Below are 20660 nucleotides of genomic sequence, written 5' to 3' on the forward strand. Positions count from 1 at the left end.
AATCCGTCGGTTTCACACAATGAATGATGCAAATAACAGGTTTTAGCTGATCATAATGGAACTGATCCGAGGTATACACAATATTAAAGCGCAGCATCACGGCTGTGTATTGACCATAGGTAACTTCGATGGTGTTCATCTAGGACATCAAGAGGTTCTTAGTCAGGTTTCTGAACAAGCGGCAGCATTAGGTTTACCTTCTGTTGTTATGACGTTTGAACCGCAGCCTATGGAGCTGTTTGCCCGAGATAAAGCGCCGGCACGTTTAACTCGCTTACGCGATAAGTACGTACAACTGAGCAAGCTAGATATCAGTCGTTTATTGTGTGTCAATTTTAATCAGTACTTTGCAAGTTTATCGGCGGAAGCATTCATTAAAGATCTTTTGGTTGATAAGCTTGGCGTGAAGTTTTTGGTGGTTGGTGATGATTTTTGTTTTGGCAAAGGCCGCACTGGCAATTTCGCTATGCTTAAAGAAGCGGGTGAAAAGTATGGCTTTGAGGTGGTAAGCACCCAAAGTTATTGCTTAAACCAATTACGAGTGAGCAGTACTGAGATACGAAATGCATTAGCGGTCGATGACTTGGCTGCAAGTGCTACCATGTTAGGACGTGATTACAGCATTAGTGGTCGTGTGTCCCATGGTCGAAAACTGGGGAGAACCATAGGTTTCCCTACCGCTAACATTCCATTAAAGCGTTGTGTGTCTCCTGTGTCGGGAGTGTACGTTGTTGAAGCATTGGATATCGACGGGGTTCCTGTCGGTGGCGTTGCTAATATTGGACAACGACCAACGGTGAATGGTGTAAGGCAGCAATTAGAAGTGCACTTTTTTGACTTTAAAGCCAATTTGTATGGTAAACAGTTAGAAGTACGACTTTTGCACAAACTGCGCGACGAGATAAAATTTGAATCGTTCGACGCATTAAAGAATCAAATAGAATTGGATGCTGAAGCCGCAAGGGTGTGGCTGCTTCAGCTAAAGAATTAATCGGATTATTCCACCGATTAACATAATGTCTAACTTCGCCCAATATAACGGAATTAAGAATCGATGAGTGATTATAAAGATACCCTGAACTTACCAGAAACAGGGTTCCCAATGCGCGGCAATCTGGCAAATCGTGAGCCAGAAATGCTTAAGCGTTGGTACAAAGAAGATCTTTACGGCGAAATCCGTAAGGCAAAGAAAGGTAAAAAATCTTTCGTACTGCATGATGGCCCTCCATACGCGAACGGCGACATTCACATTGGCCACGCGCTGAATAAGATTCTTAAAGACATTATTATTAAATCTAAGACCCTTTCTGGTTTTGATGCACCGTACATCCCTGGTTGGGACTGTCACGGTCTTCCAATCGAACTAATGGTTGAGAAGAAGAAAGGTAAGCCAGGTCAGAAGATTTCGGCTGCTGAATTCCGCGAAGAGTGTCGTAAGTACGCTGCGGGCCAAGTTGAAGGTCAAAAAGAGAGCTTCAAACGTCTTGGCATCATGGGCGAGTGGGGCAAACCTTACCGCACTATGGATTTCGGTACAGAAGCGAACATCATTCGTTCTCTAGGTAAAATCGCAGACAAAGGTCACCTACTGAAAGGTTTCAAACCTGTTCACTGGTGTACTGACTGTGGTTCTGCTCTGGCTGAAGCTGAAGTTGAATACAAAGATAAAGTATCTCCATCTATCGATGTGAAATTTACTGCAGCTGACGAAGCGGCGCTTCTAGATAAATTCTCTCTAGCTGACGGCCACGCTGGTCAAGGCGAAATCTCTATCGTTATCTGGACAACAACACCATGGACTCTGCCAGCTAACCGCGCAGTATGTCTACGTGATGATCTTGAATACGTACTTATCCAAGTTGAAGCGAATGGCGACCAGCCAGCTCAACGTATCGTTGTTGCTTCTGAACTAGCAAAAGACGTAATGGATCGTGCGGGTATCGAGCACTTCCATAACCTAGGTTTTGCAACTGGTGCTGATCTTGAGCTTTCTCAGTTCAACCACCCGTTCTACGACTTCACAGTTCCTGCGATCTTAGGTGATCACGTTACGACTGATTCAGGTACTGGTGTGGTTCACACTGCTCCTGGTCACGGTCAAGAGGATTTCGTGGTTGGTAAGAAATACAACCTAGAAATCGCTAACCCAGTAGGCTCTAACGGCGTTTACCTGCCAGATACCGAGCTATTTGCTGGTCAGCACGTATTCAAAGCGAACGACTCTGTTTTAGAAGTTCTAAAAGAGAAAGGTGCACTTCTGCATCACCACGCTTACGAGCACAGCTACCCACACTGTTGGAGACACAAAACTCCAATCATCTTCCGTGCAACGCCACAGTGGTTCATCTCTATGGATCAAGCTGGCCTACGTGCAAAAGCACTAGAGTCAACGAAGAATGTTGAGTGGATGCCTGAGTGGGGTCAAAGCCGTATCGAAGGTATGATCGAAGGTCGTCCTGAGTGGTGTATCTCTCGTCAACGTACTTGGGGTGTGCCAATTGCTCTGTTCGTTCATAAAGAAACGTCAGAACTTCACCCAGATAGCTCTGAGCTAATCGAAAAAGTAGCGAAGCTAGTTGAAGAGAAAGGCATTCAAGCTTGGTGGGATGTAGACGCAGCAGACCTAATGGGCGCTGAAGACGCAGACAAGTACGAAAAAGTGTTAGATACACTAGACGTATGGTTCGATTCAGGTGTTACGCACTTCTCTGTTGTTGATTCTCGTGAAGAGTACAACGGCAACAGTGCTGACCTTTACCTTGAAGGTTCTGACCAACACCGTGGTTGGTTCCAGTCTTCTCTAATTTCATCTATCGCGATGAAGGACGAAGCACCATACAAGCAAGTGCTAACGCACGGTTTCGTAGTAGATGGTAACGGCCGTAAGATGTCTAAATCTATCGGTAACGTTGTTGCTCCTAAAGATGTAACTAACAAACTAGGCGCAGATATCCTACGTCTATGGGTTGCTTCTACAGACTACACTGGTGAAGTTGCGGTTTCTGATGAAATCCTGAAGCGTTCTGCTGATGCTTACCGTCGTATTCGTAACACTGCTCGTTTCTTCCTAGCGAACCTAAGCGGTTTCAACCCTGAAACTGACCTAGTGCCTGCTGAAGAAATGGTTGCACTTGATCGCTGGGCTGTTGGCCGTGCACAAGCTGCACAAGAAGAGATCGTGAAAGCATACGGTGAGTACAACACTCACGGTGTAACTCAGCGTCTAATGCAGTTCTGTTCTATCGAAATGGGTTCTTTCTACCTAGACGTAATCAAAGACCGTCAGTACACTGCAAAACAGGGCAGCCATGCTCAACGTAGCTGTCAGACTGCGCTTTACTACATTGTAGAAGCTCTAGTTCGTTGGATGGCACCTATCATGTCGTTCACTGCAGATGAAATCTGGAACGAGATGCCTGGCGCTCGTGACAAGTTCGTGTTTACTGGCGAATGGTTCGAAGGCCTATTCGGTCTTGCTGAAGGCGAAGAGCTAAGCAACGAATTCTGGGCTGAAATCCAAACGGTTCGTGGTGCTGTGAACAAGCTTCTTGAAGACGCTCGTAAAGAGAAAACAATCGGTGGTGCACTGCAAGCTGAAGTAACTCTGTACGCTGACGACGCACTGGCGGCTAAGATCAACAAGCTAGAAGATGAGCTACGTTTCGTGCTTATCACTTCTGCTGCGGTTGTTAAGCCACTGAGCGAGAAGTCTGATGCAGCTCAAGCGACAGACGTTGAAGGTCTATTCGTTGAAGTTGCAGCAACAGAAGCTGAGAAGTGTGACCGTTGTTGGCACCACACACCAGACGTAGGCACAATTGAAGGACACGAGAAGATCTGTGGCCGTTGTGTATCAAACGTTGATGGTGAAGGCGAAGTGCGTAAGTTCGCATAACGACTCAGAGAAAGACTGAACTTTTTGTAAAAATCATAGCCCCAGTATCAACTGGGGTTATTTTTAGTTATAGGAAATGTGTTTAACCAAGCTGATTTTTAATGGCGACTCAAAGCGAGTATGCGAATGAGGAATCGCTTCGTAAATACTAGGAATAGAAATGAGTGAAGTTTCGTTAAAACAATCTGGTGTACGTTGGTTATGGTTAGCTCTGCTGGTTTTTCTTGCAGACATCGGCATCAAACTCTTTGTCATGGACAATATGGGTTATGGCTGGGCAAACCGTATTGAGGTGTTGCCGTTCTTTAACTTTTTGTACGTTCATAACTACGGCGCCGCATTCAGCTTCTTGAGTGATCAAAGTGGTTGGCAGCGTTGGTTATTTACCGGTATTGCCTTTGCTGTAACGGGCATGCTGACGTATTGGATGAGCAAACTACCAGCGACAGAAAAGTGGAACAACATCGCTTATGCCATCATCATTGGTGGTGCGGTAGGTAATGTATTTGACCGTGTCGTACATGGCTTTGTTGTCGATTACTTAGATTTCTACTGGGGCACTTACCACTGGCCAGCATTCAACTTAGCCGATATGGGTATTTGTATTGGTGCCGCGATGATCATCCTAGATGGTTTCCGTAAGAAAGACGAGAGCAAATAGCTTTTCAATAGATGCTCTAAAGTCAGTCTATGACTCACAGAATAGAATAGCCCTAAGCGCTGTCGGTTGATTCCGGTGGCGCTTTTTTTTATGCTTCAGTCAACAAGGAAGCAAAGCAAAATGCATCCTCAAATAATAAAGAAGTCTAAGGAAAGTAACGTGGCAGCAATTAAAAATGATTCAGCAGTAACCCTACATTTTACGATTAAGATGAAGGATGGTTCAGTTGCCGATAGTACCGAAAATATGGGCAAACCTGCGAAGTTCGTGATGGGCGATGGTAGCCTAAGCGAGAACTTTGAAGCGTGCTTACTTGGGCTTGAAGCAGGTACTGAAAAGTCTATCGACCTAAAAGCGGAAGATGCGTTTGGTATGCCTAACCCAGATCATATCCACCATATGGATCGTGCTAAATTTGTTGGTGACTCTGAGGTTGAAGTGGGCACTATCATGGCATTTTCTGGCCCTGACGGTATGGAAATCCCAGGTATTATCACTGAGATCGCTGGCGATTCAGTGACGGTTGATTTTAATCATCCACTTGCAGGCCAAGATGTTACGTTTGACGTCAATATCTTAGCTGTCGACTAACATCACCTTACAGCTGTGATGTCACCCAGAGCTTCACTGTCTAGGCGCTTCACTGTAGAATGCGAGCCTCGCTGACGGCGAACTCTATAGAAACAACCTTAGTACCGCGGTAAATGATGAGCAATGAAATGAAAATAATGTTAGCTAACCCTCGTGGCTTTTGTGCCGGTGTTGATCGTGCGATCAGCATTGTCGAGCGCGCACTCGAAATGTACCAGCCACCGATCTACGTTCGTCATGAAGTGGTACACAACCGCTTTGTTGTTGAGGGGCTAAAACAACGCGGTGCTATTTTTGTCGAAGAACTTAGCGAAGTGCCAGACGATAATATCGTGATCTTCTCTGCTCACGGCGTGTCTCAAGCGGTTCGTAAAGAAGCGAAAGAGCGCGAGCTAACGGTATTCGATGCAACGTGTCCTTTGGTGACTAAAGTCCATATGGAGGTTGCTCGTGCGAGCCGCAAACATATGGAAGTGGTACTGATTGGTCACGCAGGTCACCCTGAAGTTGAAGGTACTATGGGTCAATACGCGAGCCAAACGGGTGGTATGTACTTGGTTGAGAAACCAGAAGACGTGCAAAACCTAGTGGTAAACGATCCAACTAATCTGCATTACGTGAGCCAAACGACGCTATCTGTTGATGAGACAGCTGACGTAATCGAAGAGCTACGTCGTGTATTTCCTGAGATTCAAGGCCCTCGTAAAGATGACATCTGTTACGCGACTCAAAACCGTCAAGACGCTGTGCGTGAGATGGCAAACGACGTTGACGTTGTGATTGTCGTTGGTTCTAAGAACTCATCGAACTCAACACGCTTGAAAGAGCTGGCTGAAAAACTAGGCACACCTGGTTACCTAACGGATTGCCCTGAAGACATTCAAACAGAATGGGTTGAAGGCAAGAAGAAAATCGGTGTAACGGCTGGTGCATCTGCTCCTGAAGAGCTGGTAAATCAAATCTTAGATCGAATTCGCGAGCTTGGTGCTACTGACGTTGAAGAGATTCAAGGTCGTGAAGAGAATATGTTCTTCGAAGTACCAAAAGAGCTACAGATTAAACAAGTCGATTAATCTCTATCGATTTGTGACATTAACGATTCGTCATACCGTCGATTCGCAAGCAGTAAAAAGCCAACGTTGATACGTTGGCTTTTTTGATCGTGCGCTTTGATAAGCTATTGGATACCGAGTTGTTCTTTTAGTGTCTTGAGATAGCGACGACTCACAGGCACTTCAAAGCCGGTAAGCGTGACGATCTCCGCTAATCCATTTTCTAGCAACTTGATCTCTTGGATCGATTTTATGTTGATCAAATATTGTCGATGACAGCGGATCAAATCGGTCTTCTCTTCTAAGATCTTTAGCGTCAATTGTGAAGTGGCCGTTTGCGATGAACAGCGAACATGCACGCCGCTGATATCAGAATAGGCACACTCGACACTTTGGCTCGCCATGATCACAATGCGGTTGTGACCAATACAGGGAATCTGTTCTAAGCGTGAAGGAGCAATTGAAGCAACATCTTGCTCTGGTGCTTTTTGGTTCTGCTTGACGACTTTATTCAGTCGAGAAACACTTTTATTGAGTCGGCAGGGTTCAACGGGCTTAAGCAGGTAATCAAAAGCGTTGTCTTCAAAGGCTTGAATCGCGTATTGATCGTAAGCGGTCACAAACACCACGTAAGGCATGGTCTCTGGGTCAAGCATACTCAACAGCTCAATACCTGTAACTTGAGGCATCTGAATATCCAGATACACCACGTCGGGTTTAAGAAGGTTGATCTGCTTAAGTCCTTCGATCGCGTTGCTTGCTTGACCGATGACTTCCACTTCTCCCGTTTCAGTCAGTAACTCAATCAGCTCTTCGCGAGCAAAAAGCTCATCATCGATAACGAGTGCTTTTAACATCCTGCAATCTTCATTTTTGTTCTGTCCCTGCTTATTCCGCCTATCTTTTTTATGTCTGCTTCTAAATGTCGCTAATGAGAAGCGATTACCTACGGAACACCATTATTTTAGTATAGGTATGATAAAGCTCATTCGAGTAAATTGCTGTGGTTGAGATTCTATTTTTAGTGCTGAGTCTTGTCCAAAGAAATTAGTGAGTCGTTTATCAACAATTTCCATCCCTAATCCCACATGATCTTGAGATGGCTTCTGGTAGTTGCCAGCATTGTCTTCGACGATCAGTCTAAATCCACCTTGGAAAGCTTCGCTATAGATCTTCACTTTGCCGCCTTCCAGCATATTTGAAATCCCATGTTTAATGGCATTTTCAACCAGAGGTTGCAGGGTAAAGCTTGGCAGTTGTGACTCAAACAGTTGTGGGTCTATGCCCCATTCAATTTCTAAGCGGTCGGTAAAGCGTGCCTTTTCGATCGTCAGGTACGCATTAACGTGCGCGAGCTCGTCTTTAAGCTTAACGGTATTAATATTCTGTTTAAGGTTGCTTCTGAAGAAGTGAGACAGGTGCTGAATGAGCTCACGTGCTTTATCTGGATCACGACGTGTTACGGCACTGATGGTATTGAGTGCATTAAACAAGAAGTGGGGGTTGACCTGTGCGTGCAGCAGTTTGATTTCAGCTTGAGTGAGCAGGGTTTGCTGTTGCTGATAGTTGCTGAACAGGATTTGACTCGATAACAGCTGAGCAATACCTTCAGCCATCGACATGTTGATGGTTGAAAACAGCTTCAGTTTAGGCTCATACAGTTTAATGGTGCCGACGACTTCGTTACCGGCACGCAGTGGGATAATCAACGCTGACCCCAGCTTACAATCCTGTGAGAGAGAGCATTGGTATGGGTTCTCTTTACCATCGAGGTAGATGATGTCGTTCTGTTCCATCGAAGTCAGTGTGCTTTGCGATGAAATAGGGGTGTTAGGGATATGGTGCTCATCGCCAATGCCAACGAAAGCGAGAATTTTTTCTCGGTCAGTGATTGCCACAGCGCCTACGTTGGTCTCTTCGTAGATAATACGCACGATTTTCTGCGCGTTATCAGACGTGAAACCACCATGAAGAATACCCACCGAACGCTCGGCAATGGTCAGTGCGCGGCGCGAGAAGGTCGCTGAGTATTTCTCAAAGATGGTTTTACGGTCTTGGATGATACTCATGAACAGTGCTGCACCCACGGAGTTGGCAATGATCATCGGTGCTGCAATGTCGGAAACCAGCGCATAAGATTGTTCAAACGGTTTGGCGACCGCAAGCAGAATCAACATCTGAATGATCTCTGCAAATAGCGTCACAGAGAATACTATCATCGGATTAAACAACTGGCTGGCTTTGTTTTTTCTGACTAAGTACACATGCAGCAAGCCACCAATCAGGCCCTCTGCGGTGGTTGAAATCGCGCAGGCCAAGTCGGTGAAGCCACCTAATGAGTAGCGATGAATCCCGCCAGTAAAACCCACCGCAAAGCCAACCACAGGGCCACCAAACAGGCCACCCATGACTGCGCCCATCGCACGTGTGTTGGCGATCGCATCATTTATCTGTAGGCCGAAATAGGTGCCCATAATACAGAACAAAGAGAACAGAACGTAACAGCTGATCTTGTGGCTCAAGCGTGAAGAGATGCTCAACAAAGGGAGAATCAGTGGGGTTTTACTTAGCATGTAAGCGATCACTAAGTAGACACAGGTTTGTTGAAGCAGAGAGAGAATGAGTTCCATATTTTCACCTATTGAGACGCTTGTTAAGTGTAAAGCTCATTGTGTGGTAAGGGTAGTTTTGCTTGTGTTTGTAAGGCTTATATCGAGCGATTAGCGCTCACACTGTCTTGTTGCTAACCAGTACAGACAATAAAGCCCATCACAGGGGATGGGCTTTAGTCTTAATATCCATGAATCACTGAGTGATTGCCGGAACAAGCGAAGTTGTGTTTGGCTGTTCTTGTCTTTCTATGAAGACTGGTCTTTTACAAAGAGTTTAAAGAACTAGGCTGTTTTAGTTTCACCTTTTGCTTCTTTTTCTTCATCAGCAAGGTCTGTTTCGCCTTTGCCTTTAGAAATCTTGATTACGTAAGCCGCAACACCCAGCGCACTAATCACACCAACGATAGTTGAGATTTGCATTGGTAGGCCGAAACCAAGTTGGCTGTTGTTCAGGATGAATGTGATACACACAGACGTCATGAAGATAGCTGGAACCGTCGTTACCCAGTGTAGTTTGTTGTGACGTAGTAGGTAAGCTGAAGCTGTCCACAACATCATTACTGCTGTTGATTGGTTAGCGAAACCGAAGTAGCGCCAGATGATACCGAAGTCTACTTGAGTCAGGATGCCACCGATAACGAACAGTGGTAGAGCCATCAGTAGGCGGTTACGCAGTGTCTTCTGTTCCATGTTGAAGTATTCAGCAAGGATAAGACGGCTTGAGCGGAATGCTGTGTCACCAGATGTGATTGGTAGGATAACCACGCCTAGGAAAGCAAGGATACCGCCGAATACACCTAGTAGGCCAAATGAAGCGCTGTATACCACGTTACCTGGACCGCCGTTTGCTACCGCTTCAGATAGAGACTCAACTGAACCGAAGAACGACAGTGCAAGTGCACACCAGATAAGAGCGATGATGCCTTCACCAATCATTGCACCGTAGAATACGAAGCGACCGTTCTTCTCGTTTTCCATACAACGCGCCATCAGAGGTGACTGAGTTGCGTGGAAGCCAGATATTGCACCACAAGCGATAGTGATGAATAGAGCAGGCCATAGTGGTAGGTCGTTCGGGTTCATGTTGGTGAACATGTCGCTGATTTCAAAACCACCCATGATTTGGTGTTCATCAGAGAAGCCAATTGCGGTGATTAGACCTACAGACATGAAGATAAGTAGAGCACCGAACAGTGGGTAGAAGCGACCAATGATTTTATCGACAGGGACAATCGTTGCGATGATGTAGTAAGCAAAGATAACAACAACCATAGTTGTTGCAGACATCGCGAAATCAGTTTGGTCATTCACTAGGTTAGTGATCATGCCTGCTGGAGCAGAAACGAATACCACACCAACTAGAAGCAGTAGAACAATGGCAAAGATATTCATAAAGTGTTTTGCGCCATTGCCTAGGTAACGTCCAGTGATGGTAGGAACCGAAGCACCGCCATTACGGATAGATAACATACCTGAGAAGTAGTCGTGTACTGCACCTGCGAAGATACAACCTAGTACGATCCATAGCATTGCTGCTGGGCCGTATAGGGCACCCATTATAGGGCCGAAGATTGGACCTACACCTGCAATGTTTAGCAGTTGAACTAGGTATACCTTTGGAGTCGACATTGGAACGTAGTCCACGCCGTCTTGCTTAGTGTGAGCAGGTGTTTGACGCTTTTCATTGATACCAAAAATCTTCTCGATAAAGGTACCGTAAATAAAGTAGCCACCAATGAGTGCTGCGACACAGGTAAGAAACCACATCATAATTTGTTATCCCTGAATGTATTAATTAAGTCAGGGTGTATATTAGAGGAGTGTATGGAAAGAAACTTCCGCTACTGGAGTGAGTGGTCGAATAGCTAATTAAGTGGTGTTATAACCGGTTTAGTGGTTTGTGACCTTTGTTGAGTAGTGGGGTAGAAGTGTTGAGAAGTATCGTGCTTCTGTTAAGTGGTCGATGGTGAGCGTTAAACGGCGCGTAATTAAAGAGTAATGGTAGATAACAGAGATGAGTGGACATCAGCTCCCGTTCAGCGGAGAATCACCAACAGAGGCAAAGCTTCATTTAGAAGTGGCTATGGAAATATAAAGGATTGAAATGAAAAAGATAATAGCACTATTCGCCGTAGCATTTAGCCTTGCAGGATGCAGCGCCAATGTTCAAGATTTAGCGGCAGAAGGCAACTGGCAAGAGATTGGCTACCGCGATGGTATTAAAGGCAACACTCAACGTTCGTATTCAGAGATGGCAGAATTGGGTGCGGTTGACCAAGCAAGCTATAACGAAGGTTACCAAATCGGTGTGACTGAATATTGTAACCCGAACCACGCATACCAGATTGGCCTATCTGGTCAGGTGTATGAAGGTGTTTGTTCTGGTACCGAAGATGCCCAGCGTTTCCGTATGGAGTGGCAACGTGGCTGGGATGAGTTTTCAAACGACCACTAACTTCGATCGTGATTAGTCACACCTCTTAAGCAGAATCATTAGGCTTAAATTGAAAAAAAAACCAGTACCTTATGTGTACTGGTTTTTTGTATCACGCTTTCGTCAGTATTGAAGATTAATCCGACATTGACTGATTATTCTCGACCGCTTTTCTTAAAAAGCCGTTCTGCTGGTCAAGCTGAGCCTTCGCCGCCTGCAAATCAAGCCCGGTCAGAATCATTAAAATCGCTAGCTTAACGTCGTAGTCAGTGGTTTTTAGTGTCGACACTGCCAACGCTTTATCACATTCGGTTGCTTGAATAACGATACGAGCGGCGCGGGCTACTAGCTTTTCGTTGGTCGCTTTTACGTCGACCATCAGGTTCTGGTAGCTCTTACCAATACGAATCATGCTCGCTGTGGTCAGCATATTAAGTACCAGCTTTTGTGCAGTACCGGATTTCAGCCTTGTTGACCCCGTTAGTGCCTCTGGGCCAACCACTGGGCTTATCGCGATCTGAGCAATATCAGCAATTGGCGAATCTGGATTACAAGACAGAGCAACCGTCACCGCACCGATTTGATTGGCGTAGTTGAGTGCGCCAATCACGTAAGGCGTACGCCCGCTTGCCGCAATGCCAACCACAACATCCTTTTCTGAAAATTGAATCGCTTTCAGATCATCGATACCTAACGTCAGCGAATCTTCAGCCCCTTCTTTGGCTTTCAAAATCGCTTCTGGTCCGCCGGCAATAAGGCCGATAACCATTTTGTCTGAAACGCCAAATGTGGGCGGGCACTCTGAGGCATCTAATACGCCCAATCGACCACTGGTGCCAGCACCCATATAAATCAGTCGCCCTCCGTTTTGAAAGGCGTGAGCGATTTTATCAACAGCCTTAGCTATTTGCGGCAGTTCAGCTTCGATCGCCAGTGGGACTTGTTTGTCTTGTTGGTTAATCTTTTCGACCACTTCAAGAGAAGTGAGTAGATCAATATCCATAGTGTCAGGGTTTCTCCCCTCCGAAACGAGGTGCGAGAGCGCTGATATGAGAGCGTCGTTACTCATAATGATCCTTAAATGATGATTCTAAAATGGTTTAGTTAGCACTATATAGAACGCCTAGAGAGGCAGATCTGCTTGCACCAGTCACTTCTGGTAAATTACTCGGTAGTTGATGAACATGACGTTGAGCAAGCCAAGCAAAAGCCATGGCTTCCATATAGTCAGCGTCTACACCTTTGTTGGTGGTTGAGGCAACCTCCCAGCTTGGTAGAAGCTCAGAAAGCCTCTTCATCAATAGTGGGTTTCTAACCCCACCACCACATACATACAATGCTGGTGCGTTACCTAAGCGGTAAGCCTCGACTTCATTGGCTATCGTCAAAGCCGTATATTCGCAAAGCGTGCGTTGGACATCTTGTGCTGAGATGTCATTAAATTCTGTTAATTGTTGCTCCAACCAAGGCAGGTTGAATAGCTCTCTACCGGTACTTTTCGGCGGTGTTTGAGATAAATAAGACGCTTCCAGCAGTTGTTTTAATAAGGCTTGATTGACTTGACCTTGAAGTGCGAACTGAGCGTCGCAGTCAAATTTTTCACCCGTGTGTTTATCTACCCAAGCGTCCATTAACATATTGCCTGGGCCAGTATCATAACCAAGTGTTGGTTGATTCGGGCGCAGTACTGAAATATTCGATATGCCACCAATGTTCAGCACAACAACTGAGCTTTCTTGCGGTTGAAAAATAGTATGGTGAAAAGCGGGGACCAGTGGTGCACCTTGTCCACCAAGCGCCATGTCTTTACGTCTAAAATCTGCGACGGTTTGAATCTCGGTTTTAGCAGCAATAATGTTGGCATCGCCTAACTGCATGGTAAAGGGAGAGTCGCCTGTTGGCTGATGGAATACCGTTTGACCATGATTGCCAATTGCAGTGACAGCGGATGCTGGAGTCTCAGACTTGGCGAGAAGCTGTAGAACTGCATCCGCAAATAGGTGACCAAGCTGGTGGTCGAGTTCACCAATGGCAATCAAGTCAGTTTGCTGACCGATACATACATCAAGCAGGCGTGTTTTGAGTTCCTTTGGCATTGGATACTCATCATGAGCAAGCAGTGTGATCCGGTTGTCTTCTATCGACACCAGTGCCGTATCAACGCCGTCCATGCTCGTGCCTGACATCACGCCAATGTATAACTCTGACTTCATTGTCATTTCCTTAATTTAGCGGGCAAAGCTTTTGATGTGCGATGATTTCCGCACCATCTAAAGCATTACCTTGAACCTCTAAGCTGCGATCTTGTAGCGCTTGTGGCAGTTTGTCACGATAGAAAGGGCCTAAGCTGCCTAAGAACATGATCGGTAGTGAGTTGTTGTCTGAGCATGTTCGTGCAAGCCGCTCAATTTCTTGAATGCCTTGCTCAACGATGTCTTTGGCCGTTGGACAACACGATTCTAACTCGACAAGCTCTTTTGCAAGTTGAGCATAATCGGTTGCGTTGGCTGAGCGAGTCCATTTTAGGATCGCACTGCGGACATTGCCTGTTTTCTTCATGACAAGTTGACTCGTTAACGAGCAACGTTGAGCGTCAAACTCGACAAGTGTTTGCTGAACCGCTTTAAAACCAAGCCAAGAGCCACCACCCTGATCGCCAATGGGGAAACCCCAACCGCCAAATTGATGGGTCACGTATTGGTTGTCTAATTGAATCGCAACCGAACCTGTGCCAATCGCAATACAGTTTACGCCTTCCCCTCTATTTGCACCAACGACCGAGGCTTCAGCATCGGTCGTCACATACAGGTTTGGGAAATGGGACAGTGCCAGTTGTAATTTCGCTTTTAGTTGAGCATTACCTGCGCCAGCAACACCGACCACAATATAACACTGTTTCGGACTTATCTGATTCACACTCAGCATTTCTTCAATGTAATGAGTGAGTTGAGTGATGGCTGTTTCACCGTATAAGGTTAGTGATGTTGCGGCCAAAGTACGCTCTTTAATTACGCTCGGTGTCGGCGAAATTCGCTTGAGTCTCATTGCGGTTTTTGTGCCGCCACCATCGACGGCTAGAGTATGAGTAATCATTGGCTAACTGTTTGTAGTTTGTTTGCTTCTTGAGGCTGCTTCTTGCCTGATAGACAGACGAGCAATGACACAAAGGTACCTACACACAGTTGATACGGGAAGGCCAATCGAACACCCACCCAATCCGTATTAATCATACCCATTACGCTATCCCAAACATAAGCTTGCATCAGTAACGTCGTTAGGAAGCCGGCCACAAGCGCCAACGCTACTGATGTTTCATTGCCGCGCTCGGTGAAAATCGCCGTGAAGTAGACCCCCAATAATCCGGTGTAAGCAAACACCATCACACTCAAAGCGAACGACAATAATGGCATGTCGGTATATTGCTGCCAGTAGTAACATAAGATACCCATGCTACCTAAGGCTAGCGCAGCTGCGGCCATACCGAAGCGACCCGCTTTTACATAATGGAAATCATCTTGTTCGCCTTTACGAGCTTCTAACCATGGTTTGTAGATATCTTGAATCGCAACAGAAGACATTGAGTTCAAGCCTGAGTTTAATGTTGAAAGCGCTGCCGCAACCACGCCAACGGTCACTAAGCCTCGAAGACCCGCCGGCATTTCATTGAGCACGTAGTACATGAAAATTGTTACGTTCTCACCATTAAAGCTCTGCACGACATCTTTACCTTCGACGCCCATCAGGTCAGGTCGTTGATAGAAAACATACAGAAGCAGGCCAATCGACATGAAAACCAACACAACAGGGATAGAGAAGATGATTGAGTTGAGCATCGCCTTAGAGCCTTGCTTGGCATCTTTACAGGTTAGAACTCGCTGGGTCATGTCTTGATCAAGACCAAACGCACCAATATTCAAGAGTACAAAACCAGTAATACATGCCCAGAAGCTGAAAGTACCAGCAGGCGTTAAATCAAGAGTGAAATCGAGCAAGGTCAGCTTCGAAGATTGACCTTCACCAGGGTTGGCAAGCACTTGTGCTATTTGGCTGAAATCTGCCGGGATCTGACCTAGTAAGTAGATAATGACTGCAATAGCTGCACCGACGTACACCACAAGTTGGATCAGGTCACTCCAGATAACCGAGCGGATACCGCCCATGTAGGTGTAAGCGAGGCCAACGGTGACCAAAATCACCACGGAAGTGATAACGCTGCTTGGGTCAATATTGGTAAATAGAATCATAGATACTGCGATAGCCGCCATATATAGACGAGCACCAGAAGCAAACACACGACCAACCAAATACATTACACCAGCACGCTGCTTAGTTTTCTCGCCAAAACGCACTTTCAGTAGCTCATATACTGTTGAAACTTTGTTTTGATAGAAGCGAGGAATCAGAATTAGAGCGACAAAAATAGCGCCCAGAATACCGCCAATATTAGTAGCTAGGTAAGTGAGGTCGCCACGGTAGCTCGATTCTGGTCCACCTAAAAACGTCGCTGCTGACTGTGAGGTTGCGAGTACTGAGATAGCCACCACCCACATTGGCATTGAGTTACCGCCTAAAAAATAGTCCTTGGTACTCGTGATTTTGGTTCGGCTGAAATGCCAACCTGTGAAGGCGATAACAACGAAGTAAATCGCAAATACCGCCCAATCCAGCGAAGTAAATAGTGAATTCATAGCAGCTCCATAGCATGAATAGATAAGAAGGTGTTTATTATTATTTTTTCAGAATGACAGTTTGAATAATGAGTTTCAAAACCTATTCCTTGGTGGAATAGTGACCAGAGGTTTTCTTTGACTATGCTCCCAGAAGGTTGTGTTAGCTATTCCAAATGAGGGAGTAGGGAGGAATAATTATTCCAATGGAAAGGCAAAACTCGTTATGATGACAGGCTTAAAGAGGGAGATAGATCGAGTGAAAGGCATTGCGAAAGTAAAAGCGTTATTACCCAAGCTTTCTCCATCGGATTCGCTGGTGGCACGATATGTATTGGATCACCCGCAGCAGGTTAAGCAACTCTCTTCCCCTGAATTAGCGAAAGCGGTAGGGGTGAGTCAGTCGACGATCGTCAAGTTTAGTCAGAAGATCGGTTATAAAGGCTTTTCTGAAATGAAGGTGAAACTCTATCAGAGTGATATGAGTTATCAGCCTGTTTCTCAACGAGGCATACACGGCACCATCACCAGAAAAGATTCGCCAGATACCGTGATGGACAAACTTCTTGCAAGCAAAACACAATCGCTTGAACGTACCGTGTTATTAAATGAGGGCGAACAGCTGAGTAATGCCGCTGACCTACTGCACCTTGCCAATAAAATTCAAATTTCAGGTGTTGGAGCATCGTCGCTAGTCGCGAAAGATTTCGCTTATAAGCTGATGAAGATTGGTCATGCGGTTCATGCGGAACCTGATGCTCATATTCAGATTGCCAACGCGGCATCGCTTACTGAAAATGATGTGTTGGTAGCGATTTCCTATTCAGGAAAAACCAGAGAAGTTGTAAAAGTGGCTCAGTTAGCGAGATCGAAAAAGGCCAAGGTCATTGTGATTAGCCAGTTATCTCCTTCGGCTCTGGACAAGTATGCTGATATCAAACTCATTTCGGCGGCTGACGAGAACCATATTCGTAGTTCCTCTATCACAGCGCGTGATAGCCAACTTTATATTACTGACTTGTTGTTCATTGCGTTAACTCAGCAAGAAGAGCAAGCTGACCAATTAATCGAACAAAGTAAATCTGCGGTAGCGGAATTTAAGCAATAGAGGGACATATTATGGGACCGTTGTGGGTTGATGTTGCAGGCTACGAACTGACTGCGGAAGACAAAGAAATTTTAGAGCACCCAACTGTTGGTGGTCTCATTTTATTTGCTAGAAACTACCACGATAGCAAGCAGCTATCGGCTTTAAATAAAGAGATTCGAAAAGCGGCTAAGCGTCCTATTTTAATTGGTGTTGACCAAGAAGGTGGACGAGTACAGCGTTTCCGCGATGGTTTTTCTATTATCCCAGCTGCTCAAGAGTTCGCGACTCAAAAGAATGGTGAACAATTAGCTGAACAAGCTGGTTGGTTGATGGCAGCGGAGCTGATTGCTCATGATATCGATCTAAGTTTTGCACCAGTATTAGATAAAGGTCATCAATGCAAAGCGATTGGCAACCGAGCGTTTGGTGAAGATATTGATACCATCGTTCGTCATAGCAGTGCATTCATCAAAGGCATGAAGTCCGTTGGTATGGCGACAACTGGAAAGCACTTCCCTGGCCATGGTGGTGTGATAGCTGATTCGCATCTAGAAACGCCTTACGACCCTCGAGACGATATCTTTGAAACCGATATGGCGATTTTTAAGGCGCAAATTGAAGCGGGAATATTAGATGCGATGATGCCTGCACACGTGGTTTTCTCTCATTACGATGACCAACCAGCAAGTGGCTCTCAATATTGGTTACAGAAAGTATTGAGACAAAAGCTGGGCTTTAAAGGCTTGATCTTCTCTGATGATTTAACGATGGAAGGTGCTGCGATCATGGGCGGACCAGCCGACAGAGCAAAAGCAGCCTTGAGTGCGGGCTGTGACATGGTGTTGATGTGTAATAAACGAGATGCACAAATTGAGGCTCTTGATCACTTAGCGATTCAAGAGGTGCTTTTAGCCAACTCATTGCTTAAAAAACACAGCTTTGATTTGCCGACTCTTCACTCTGATACCCGATGGAAAGAGGCTTCAGAGCAGATTAAGCGAATGCTAAACGATGCGTGATAAATAAACACTCTACAAATTTAAAGAAGGCGATATGAGAAATATCGCCTTTTTGTTTGTATTGACTGTGGTTTAAGCTGGCAATCTAATTAAAACGACTTAAAATCTGCGATGTAAATTTAAACTTACACCTGATGTTTTTTATTGTTTACGCTTGCAATCGTTTTTGTAGCTGTTATTGTGTTTTTAAATATTGTTAACCCAAATGGAAATGTTGGGTGTAAAAATAAATATACAGATTGAGTTATGCAGAAAAGTGAATTAAGCAATGTCAATATTATCGACGAACAGGTACTGATTACTCCTGAGGAGTTAAAAGCAAAACTGCCTTTGAGTGATAATGCTCGTCGTTTCATTCAAGAGTCTCGTCAAACTATCGCAAACATCATCCATAAGAAAGATCACCGCATGCTAGTTGTATGTGGCCCGTGTTCTATCCATGATGTTGAAGCGGCAAAAGAGTACGCGAAACGCCTAAAAGCTTTATCTGAGCAACTTAGCGATCAACTGTATATTGTTATGCGTGTTTACTTTGAAAAGCCTCGTACTACGGTGGGCTGGAAAGGTTTAATCAACGACCCTCATCTAGATGGTACTTTCGATATTGAGCATGGTTTGCATGTAGGTCGTGAATTACTGGTTGAACTTGCTGAGATGGAAATTCCACTGGCAACAGAAGCACTAGACCCAATCAGCCCGCAATACCTAGCAGATACATTCAGCTGGGCGGCGATCGGCGCACGTACAACGGAATCACAAACGCACCGTGAAATGGCAAGTGGTCTTTCAATGCCTATTGGTTTCAAAAACGGTACAGATGGCAACCTAGGCACAGCAATCAATGCGATGCAGGCAGCTTCTTCTAGTCACCGTTTCATGGGTATCAGCCGTGAAGGTCAAGTTGCACTATTAACTACTCAAGGTAACCCAAACGGTCATGTTATTTTACGTGGCGGTAAGCAAACGAACTACGATTCAGTATCCGTACACGAATGTGAGCAAGAGCTTGGTAAGTCAGGTTTAGAAGCAGCACTGATGGTTGACTGTAGCCACGCTAACTCTCGCAAAGACTTCCGTCGCCAGCCTCTGGTTGCCGAAGATGTGATTCATCAAATTCGTGAAGGTAACAAGTCGATCATCGGCCTTATGATTGAAAGCCATATCAACGAAGGAAACCAATCTTCTGATATACCTCTCAATGAGATGAAATACGGCGTTTCAATTACCGACGCGTGTATCAATTGGGACACAACTGAGGCACTATTGAAACATGCACATACGGAACTAGTCCCGTTCTTAGAGAACCGTTTGAAAGGTTAGTCAGAGTTTAAAAGTTAAGTGCCTCATCTAATGGGGCATTTTAAGATCTGTTACTAACGAAATCGGCGTTGGTACGGGCTTATAGATTAGTAAGGAATAAAATGGCCGTTGAACTGAACGAATTACGCGACCAAATTGATGCTGTCGATAAACAGATGCTGGATTTACTGGCTCAGCGACTTGCTCTTGTTGAGAAAGTTGGTGAAGTGAAAAGTGAACATGGATTACCTATTTATGTGCCGGAGCGTGAAGCGGCAATGTTGGCGTCTCGTCGTCAAGAAGCAGAAAAAATAGGGGTTCCACCACAGCTCATCGAAGATATTTTGCGTCGAACTATGCGTGAATCTTATGCCAGCGAAAAAGACTCTGGTTTTAAGTGTCTTAACCCAGAATTACGTTCAGTGGTTATCGTTGGTGGTAATGGTCAGCTGGGTGGCTTATTTGGTCGTATGTTTAAGCTTTCTGGCTACGAAGTGAAAGTCCTTGGTAGTCAAGATTGGGATAAAGCCGATGAAATCCTAGATAACGCTGGTCTTGTGGTTGTTACCGTTCCAATTCACTTAACGGAAGGTGTGATTGCGAAACTTGGTAACCTGCCAAGCGATTGTATTCTTTGTGATTTAACATCGATTAAATCAAAGCCGCTGCAAGCAATGATGAATATGCACCAAGGCCCTGTTGTTGGTCTTCACCCTATGTTTGGCCCTGATGTACCAAGCCTAGCGAAACAGGTGATTGTTTACAGTGATGGGCGTGGTTCTGAAAGTTACCAATGGCTACTGGAGCAATTTAGTATCTGGGGTGCGAGCCTATGTCAGATGGATGCTGCTGAGCACGATCACGGCATGACTCTGATTCAAGCGCTTCGCCACTTTACCTCTTTTGCTTACGGTCTACACCTAAGCAAAGAGAACCCGAACATCGACCAACTTCTGAAGCTTAGCTCCCCAATCTACCGTCTAGAGATTGCGATGGTTGGTCGTCTATTTGCTCAAGACCCGAACTTGTACGGTGACATCATCCTATCTTCAGATGAGAACATTGAGATGATTCGACGCTTCCACCGTTGTTTTGGTGAAGCACTCGAGATCTTAGACGGAAAAGACAAAGCCAAGTTCGTTGAGAGTTTTGACCAGGTGAGTGATTGGTTTGGTGACTACTCACAGCAATTCTTGCAAGAGAGTCAAAGCCTGTTAAAACAAGCACATGACTCGATTCATCGCGGTTAATAGTGTGGTTTGAAAAATAAAAAAGAGCGACCGTTTGGTCGCTCTTTTTGTTTGTGTTGAATGCCGATATTGCATTTGGCCTATAGTAGG

At 45.3% G+C, this 20660-nt stretch carries 17 protein-coding genes; 10 read left to right on the forward strand and 7 right to left on the reverse strand.

Features of this window, described 5'->3' with window-relative positions; translation table 11 throughout:
* Positions 1 to 55 precede the first annotated feature (55 nt).
* From ribF to ispH, 5 genes are all read left to right on the forward strand, one after another.
* Positions 56 to 991: a bifunctional riboflavin kinase/FAD synthetase gene (gene ribF, locus OCV52_RS02525; protein ID WP_137408512.1), complete on the forward strand. Its 936-nt coding sequence runs from the start codon at positions 56 to 58 to the stop codon at positions 989 to 991.
* A gap of 63 nt (positions 992 to 1054) precedes the next feature.
* On the forward strand, positions 1055 to 3895 hold the full coding sequence (gene ileS / locus OCV52_RS02530) for an isoleucine--tRNA ligase (RefSeq protein WP_137408513.1): 2841 nt from the start codon (positions 1055 to 1057) through the stop codon (positions 3893 to 3895).
* Between the two features lie 160 nt (positions 3896 to 4055).
* Complete coding sequence (lspA, locus tag OCV52_RS02535; protein ID WP_004739521.1) at positions 4056 to 4556, forward strand: signal peptidase II; 501 nt, start codon at positions 4056 to 4058, stop codon at positions 4554 to 4556.
* 159 nt (positions 4557 to 4715) lie between these two features.
* Positions 4716 to 5147 carry an FKBP-type peptidyl-prolyl cis-trans isomerase gene (gene fkpB, locus OCV52_RS02540; RefSeq protein ID WP_004739519.1) on the forward strand — a complete coding sequence of 144 codons (432 nt, stop codon included), beginning with the start codon at positions 4716 to 4718 and terminating at the stop codon, positions 5145 to 5147.
* Between the two features lie 116 nt (positions 5148 to 5263).
* Positions 5264 to 6220 carry a 4-hydroxy-3-methylbut-2-enyl diphosphate reductase gene (gene ispH / locus OCV52_RS02545; protein WP_081090359.1) on the forward strand — a complete coding sequence of 319 codons (957 nt, stop codon included), beginning with the start codon at positions 5264 to 5266 and terminating at the stop codon, positions 6218 to 6220.
* A 104-nt stretch (positions 6221 to 6324) separates the two neighbouring features.
* Here ispH and btsR read toward each other — a convergent pair whose 3' ends face one another.
* The 3 genes from btsR to OCV52_RS02560 form a co-directional block, all read right to left on the reverse strand.
* The gene (gene btsR, locus OCV52_RS02550; RefSeq protein WP_116870034.1) at positions 6325 to 7056 is read right to left on the reverse strand and encodes a two-component system response regulator BtsR; all 732 of its coding nucleotides are present in this window, start codon (positions 7054 to 7056) and stop codon (positions 6325 to 6327) included.
* A 102-nt stretch (positions 7057 to 7158) separates the two neighbouring features.
* Complete coding sequence (locus tag OCV52_RS02555) at positions 7159 to 8829, reverse strand: sensor histidine kinase (RefSeq protein ID WP_137408514.1); 1671 nt, start codon at positions 8827 to 8829, stop codon at positions 7159 to 7161.
* A gap of 264 nt (positions 8830 to 9093) precedes the next feature.
* A complete protein-coding gene (locus OCV52_RS02560) occupies positions 9094 to 10581 on the reverse strand; it encodes a carbon starvation CstA family protein (protein ID WP_061033335.1) in 1488 nt (495 codons plus the stop codon).
* A 334-nt stretch (positions 10582 to 10915) separates the two neighbouring features.
* On the opposite strand from OCV52_RS02560, the gene OCV52_RS02565 reads away from it, so the two are divergent.
* A complete protein-coding gene (locus tag OCV52_RS02565) occupies positions 10916 to 11266 on the forward strand; it encodes a DUF2799 domain-containing protein (protein ID WP_102424021.1) in 351 nt (116 codons plus the stop codon).
* Between the two features lie 115 nt (positions 11267 to 11381).
* On the opposite strand, the gene murQ is transcribed toward OCV52_RS02565, so the two are convergent.
* The 4 genes from murQ to OCV52_RS02585 are packed head-to-tail and all read right to left on the reverse strand — an operon-like array spanning position 11382 to position 15933.
* Positions 11382 to 12314 (reverse strand): N-acetylmuramic acid 6-phosphate etherase, encoded by a 933-nt coding sequence (murQ, locus tag OCV52_RS02570; protein WP_102425593.1) that lies wholly within the window; start codon positions 12312 to 12314, stop codon positions 11382 to 11384.
* Positions 12315 to 12345: 31 nt separating this feature from the next.
* Positions 12346 to 13458, reverse strand: a complete 1113-nt coding sequence (locus OCV52_RS02575; RefSeq protein WP_137408515.1) for an anhydro-N-acetylmuramic acid kinase — start codon at positions 13456 to 13458, stop codon at positions 12346 to 12348.
* A 10-nt stretch (positions 13459 to 13468) separates the two neighbouring features.
* On the reverse strand, positions 13469 to 14338 hold the full coding sequence (locus OCV52_RS02580) for a BadF/BadG/BcrA/BcrD ATPase family protein (protein ID WP_137408516.1): 870 nt from the start codon (positions 14336 to 14338) through the stop codon (positions 13469 to 13471).
* Complete coding sequence (locus OCV52_RS02585) at positions 14335 to 15933, reverse strand: sodium:solute symporter (RefSeq protein WP_137408517.1); 1599 nt, start codon at positions 15931 to 15933, stop codon at positions 14335 to 14337. The genes OCV52_RS02580 and OCV52_RS02585 overlap by 4 nt, the downstream gene beginning before the upstream one ends.
* A 238-nt stretch (positions 15934 to 16171) precedes the next feature.
* Here OCV52_RS02585 and OCV52_RS02590 point away from each other — a divergent pair, with 238 nt between their 5' ends.
* From OCV52_RS02590 to tyrA, 4 genes are all read left to right on the forward strand, one after another.
* Positions 16172 to 17020, forward strand: coding sequence for a MurR/RpiR family transcriptional regulator (locus OCV52_RS02590; RefSeq protein WP_061033331.1), 849 nt, complete (start codon positions 16172 to 16174; stop codon positions 17018 to 17020).
* A gap of 11 nt (positions 17021 to 17031) precedes the next feature.
* Positions 17032 to 18021 (forward strand): beta-N-acetylhexosaminidase, encoded by a 990-nt coding sequence (gene nagZ / locus OCV52_RS02595; RefSeq protein ID WP_137408518.1) that lies wholly within the window; start codon positions 17032 to 17034, stop codon positions 18019 to 18021.
* A gap of 246 nt (positions 18022 to 18267) precedes the next feature.
* A complete protein-coding gene (locus OCV52_RS02600) occupies positions 18268 to 19341 on the forward strand; it encodes a 3-deoxy-7-phosphoheptulonate synthase (protein WP_004739501.1) in 1074 nt (357 codons plus the stop codon).
* Between the two features lie 101 nt (positions 19342 to 19442).
* On the forward strand, positions 19443 to 20570 hold the full coding sequence (gene tyrA / locus OCV52_RS02605) for a bifunctional chorismate mutase/prephenate dehydrogenase (RefSeq protein WP_137408519.1): 1128 nt from the start codon (positions 19443 to 19445) through the stop codon (positions 20568 to 20570).
* The last annotated feature ends 90 nt before the right edge of the window (positions 20571 to 20660 follow it).

It is taken from the genome of Vibrio chagasii (assembly GCF_024347355.1).
Lineage (GTDB): Bacteria > Pseudomonadota > Gammaproteobacteria > Enterobacterales > Vibrionaceae > Vibrio > Vibrio chagasii.